Annotated in this window: 3 protein-coding genes; 2 read left to right on the forward strand and 1 reads right to left on the reverse strand. The window is 40.3% G+C overall.

The genetic code is table 11. The features are described 5' to 3' along the window. Positions 1-680 (forward strand): eIF2B alpha/beta/delta subunit family protein (locus AC4GME_RS18115; protein ID WP_490379969.1); only part of this gene is annotated, 680 nt, incomplete at its 5' end. Positions 681-736: 56 nt separating this feature from the next. On the opposite strand, the gene AC4GME_RS18120 is transcribed toward AC4GME_RS18115, so the two are convergent. Beyond that, positions 737-1,951 carry a 3-phenylpropionate MFS transporter gene (locus tag AC4GME_RS18120; RefSeq protein ID WP_490379970.1) on the reverse strand — a complete coding sequence of 405 codons (1,215 nt, stop codon included), beginning with the start codon at positions 1,949-1,951 and terminating at the stop codon, positions 737-739. 546 nt (positions 1,952-2,497) lie between these two features. Here AC4GME_RS18120 and AC4GME_RS18125 point away from each other — a divergent pair. Next, positions 2,498-3,479, forward strand: a 982-nt coding sequence (locus AC4GME_RS18125; protein WP_490379971.1) for a cache domain-containing protein, incomplete at its 3' end; no start/stop codon positions are given.

Genomic DNA, 3,479 nt, shown 5'->3' on the forward strand with positions numbered 1-3,479 from the left:
GACCGTCAATGGTCATTTTTCAGAATATTACTCGGCGCTTGAGAGGGGTTATTTCAGATGATGCCGATAATGGCGGCGACACGATTATTAAGGAAATAAATCGATTATTAAAAGAGATGGAACTGTCTGATCAGCGCATCTTTGAGCGCACTAAAGTTTTCTGTCAAAAGCACAATATAGGTTCAGTTTTAACACATTCCAGAAGTTCGACCGTTGAATATGTACTCAGGCAACTTGGCCAATCAGATACACTATCATCGGTAATCTGCACGGAATCACGACCGTTAAATGAAGGTGTTACGCTGGCCAATGCTTTAAGTGCTTTTCTCGACACAACAATTATTGTAGATACCCTTGCTGACAGGGTAATGAATCAATGTGATTGTGTTTTCCTTGGAGCTGATGCCATTGATAGCCGCGGGAATATTGTTAATAAAATTGGCAGCCGTTTGCTTGCATTAAGTGCGCAGGACCATGGAATTCCGGTAATCTGTTTAGCTGAAGCTATGAAAATTCATCCGGAAAAGAGAGTTGCTGCTCTGCCTGAAGAGTTTCATTGTGCAGCAGAGCTCGGCCATACATTGAATGCTGATATTTCAGTAACTAACCAATATTTTGAAGTTATTGAACATAGATTGATCTCAAAAATAATTTCAGATCAGCAGCTAATCAATTTATAAGCTGTTTACGGACTAGCGAGTCTGAAGCCTCACTTGCGAAACGCTCACAATATTTATTACGACTCAACTTTCCAGATTTTTATGCACCATAAAACCGGTATTAATAATCCCGACATAATTAAAAATATATTTCCCTGCAGTGATTCAAACAGCACCCCCGATATATAAGTAAACAGGGCCATAATTAAACCCAGCGCAATGCCGGAATAAAGTGACTGATAACGCACCATCTCGGAATTTTTTTGTAAACCAATATAACGGATCGCAGCTAAGTGTGTTACCGCAAAAGTGAAAGCATGAAATGTTTGCGCAATCCCTAACAGATAAACATCTGTAGTTAGCGCAAGCAGCAGCCAGCGGATTATGCTGGCCCCTAATCCTAATAAAAGCATCTGTTTAATTGACCAGCGGCAGAACAGTTTACTGTTAAAACGCATCAGTAGGACTTCCGCAAAAACACCGATTCCCCATAACCATGCAATGGACACTTCAGAAATGCCTTCCCGGGTCCAGTAAATGGAACTGAACGCGTAATAAGCACCGTGACTGCCCTGGATAGCGCCTGTGATAATTAAAAACAGGATCACATTAGTGCGTTTACACAATGAAAAAAGGGATTGTCCGGGATCTTGATGCGGCGATACCCCGTCATCTAATTGCGGAGACAGATGCAGTAAACTAAGCAACCACATCACCAGTGCCGCACAGACAATCACCCATAAAATAGCCTGATGTCCATAATCAACAATTAACCAGCCTACGCAGGTTGATCCTGCAATAAAACTCAATGATCCCCATAAGCGCACCCGTCCGTAATCTAAACTAATCTGTTTAACTAAACGCGTCCCTATAATGTCACCTAACGGCATCATAGGGGCCATTAAAAAATTCACACATAAAGTAATAATGGCCAGCCATACCTGCCCTTGCAGATAAAACAGCAAACTAAATGCCAGCAGAGTTAAAAAACCTAAGACACGCAATAGGCGCAGTGATGCCGCCCCGGTTGATACTCTTGGTAATAAACCTAAATTACTGACAAAGCGTAATACCAAGCCGATGGAAAAAAGTAAGCCGATATCACCACTGGAAATCCCCTGTGCTTCCAGCCAGACGCCCCAAAAAGGCAGGAACACCCCCCAAATAAACAGGAAAGAGATAAAATAAAAACTTAGCCAGGATTTAGCCGGAATGGCAGGAATAGAAAACAAAGACACCTCATTACGTTTTAAAATAGAGTTTATGAAAATAATCGGCGAATGCCCAATCATGAAAAAATCATAGCTGTTATATAGTGATCCGACTTTATTGTCGATATTGTTTATTAAAATTATTCATTTCTTATCTGCATATGACTTTTTAGGGCATAACTAAAATGCTTATCCGCAGCTGGCGCCCAGTTATTAGGAAGTAGTTACTGACAGCCAAACCTTTTTCAATATAAACAATTAATTTTTTTACCAACAAATTTCCTATCGATTTAGTTTCTTTTAAAGGAGAGATTAAGGGGGTTGCTTTTTGATCTTTCAGGCAAGCTCCCCGAATAAATAAATACAAATACGACAACTAAAGCCCCTCTACAGAAGTTGACCCAAGTCACACAAACAGCCTACTTGTTATGTTCTCGTGTTATTTATTTGATAACAAAGACAGGTGAAACTAGGCTGTTGGAAACTATGTAAATACTGAATTTACAGCAGCTAAGTAACCTGCTCACTAAACCTAATAGAATCAACAAGTTACAAAGCAATACTTGCTAACAAATAGTAAAACAGTCAATTGTCAATTTAATATAAAAACATTTAGGAGAGTTATATATGTTACTTTCAATCTCAAATGTGCTTAGTCAATTTAAATTATCACGGCTTATGCTGATATTATCTTTGCTGGTTATTTTTACCATGCTGATTAGTGCCTTTTTATCAATAGGCAGTGTCCGCAGCGGAGTAATAGCCGTTGAACATAAATCACTTGCAAATCATGTAGCCTCTTTAGCTAAAGTCGTGGCAATAACCAAACAAACAACAAAGTTAAAAGAGACGCTTTACACATCACGCTGGCATAGTGATAACTCCGGTTATGCCTTTTTAGCGGACGGCACAACTGGACGTTATATTGTATACCCTCCCAAACCGGCAAAAGAGGGAACGAAGATGGCGGCTATCAAGCTCATTGAAGGTGGAACCTTAGAGCAGGCTATCATTCGCACCAGCCAGCGCGGTATTGCAGAAATGGTCCATTATCAGCACTCCAAACCAGGAATGGATGAAAAAACATTAAAAGCGGCTTATTTATATCCGATTAAACAAGGGAGTGCGGTCTTAATCGCTGGCGAATATTTAGATCAGTCTGAAATCATCCTGATCAATATTTATCAAAAAATATTCACACCGATGGCATTAATTACGATTTTTGTGCTGATTTTTGTCTCAATTTTAACCCGACACCTCAACCGTCGCGCAAACTATCTAAGCAAAGCGATGTCACGCCTGGCTAATGGCGATTTATGTGAAGTCGTTTCCTTACAAGGTCGTGATGAAATGGCGTTTTTGGCAAATGCACTGAATATCTGCCAAACAAGCTTAAGCTGCATACTCAAGCAACAAGCGGAAAATGGCACCAATATCGCAACCGCGTCATTGCAGATAGACGCAAACCTCAACCATACTAATAAGCTTATTCACAGTGAATTAAGCAACTTAGATCAACTTGCCAGTGCAATGGAAGAGATGGTCTGCAGTGTTGCCGAAGTGGCAGAAAATGCGACTTCAGCAAGTGAAAATGCACAAGCAACCGATC

It is taken from the genome of Psychromonas sp. (assembly GCF_983033635.1).

Coding starts and splice junctions, on each gene's coding strand:
- AC4GME_RS18120 (WP_490379970.1), bottom strand. CDS start 1,951: ATGATTGGGCATTCGCCGATTATTTTCATAAACTCTATTTTAAAACGT.